We start from the raw sequence: 1222 nt of genomic DNA, 5'->3' as shown, positions 1-1222 counted from the left end.
CCAACCCACCCGGTCACCCGCCCAACCCACCCGGCCAACCCACCCGGTCACCCGCCCAACCCACCCGGCCAACCCACCCGGTCACCCGCCCAACCCGCCCAACCCACCCGGCCGCCCGCCCGACCCGGCCAACCGACCCGGCCAACCCACCGACAAGCGGCCCCGCCCCACCCCCTGCCGCTGAACAGGGCGCCCCACCGCCCTGCCTCAGCCACCCGTGCCCCCCGGTGCGCAACACTGCCGCCGAAGGGAGACACCCATGCCCCACCCGGACCCCGCCCCAACCCCCCACCTCGACGAGCGCTACAGCGACCCGCACGCCACCCCCAAACCTTGGCCGGCGGCCGCCGTCCGACTGGCCGAGGCCGAGGTGTACTGGCTGACGACCGTACGACCGGACAGCCGCCCCCATGTCACCCCCCTGATCGGCGTCTGGACCGACGACGCCCTGCACTTCTGCACCGGCGCCGACGAACGCAAGGCCAAGAACCTCGCCGCCAACCCAGCGGTCGCCCTCACGACCGGCTGCAACGGCCTCCGTGAGGGCTACGACCTCGTCCTCGAAGGCGAGGCCGTCCGCGTCACCGACGACGCCCGGCTCCGCCGTCTGGCCGCGGCCTGGGAGGAGAAGTACGGCACCGACTGGCACTTCGACGTCCAGGACGGCACCTTCGTCAACCCGGAGGCCGGCCATGCCCTGGTCTTCGCGGTCAGCCCCCACACAGCCTTCGGCTTCGGCAAATCCCCCTACAGCCAAACCCGCTGGCGCTTCTCCTGACCCGAACACAAACCAGCCCCCCGACGTTCGTGCAACCCCCTCGGCCGGGGCCGGAGCCCCACCTCGCTGACCCGGGGGCGGATCCCCCTCAGCCCCATCGGCGCTGGAGCACCCCCACCGACCATGGCCGGGGGCGGAGCCATCCTCGGCCCCATCGGCGCTGGAGCGTCCCCTCCGACCATGGCCGGGGGCGGATCCCCCTCAGCCCCGCCGGAGCTGGAGCGTCCCCATCCACCCTGGCCGGGGGCGGATCCCCCTCAGCCCCATCGGCGCTGGAGCGCCCCCACCCTGGCCGGGGGCGGATCCCCACGCCGCTTCGCGGGGGTCGGCGCTCACCCATCCTCAGCCCCGCCGGCGTTTGAGGCGCGGGGGTCCGGGGGCGGAGCCCCCGAACGGGGTCCGGGGCGGAGCCCCGGTTACGGGAAGGGGCGGGGTGGGGAAGAG

General features: G+C 74.9%; 1 protein-coding gene. It reads left to right on the top strand.

The window, feature by feature from the left end; translation table 11 throughout:
• Window positions 1–259 precede the first annotated feature (259 nt).
• A complete protein-coding gene (locus AB0447_RS33865) occupies window positions 260–778 on the top strand; it encodes a pyridoxamine 5'-phosphate oxidase family protein (RefSeq protein WP_366480758.1) in 519 nt (172 codons plus the stop codon).
• Window positions 779–1222 lie beyond the last annotated feature (444 nt).

It is taken from the genome of Streptomyces sp. NPDC051211, from assembly GCF_040689505.1.
In the GTDB taxonomy this organism is placed as follows: Bacteria; Actinomycetota; Actinomycetes; order Streptomycetales; family Streptomycetaceae; genus Streptomyces.
Note: the sequence above shows the minus strand (reverse complement) of the source record. Positions and strands in the feature narration are given on the sequence as shown.

Coding starts and splice junctions, on each gene's coding strand:
- AB0447_RS33865 (WP_366480758.1), top strand. CDS start 260: ATGCCCCACCCGGACCCCGCCCCAACCCCCCACCTCGACGAGCGCTAC.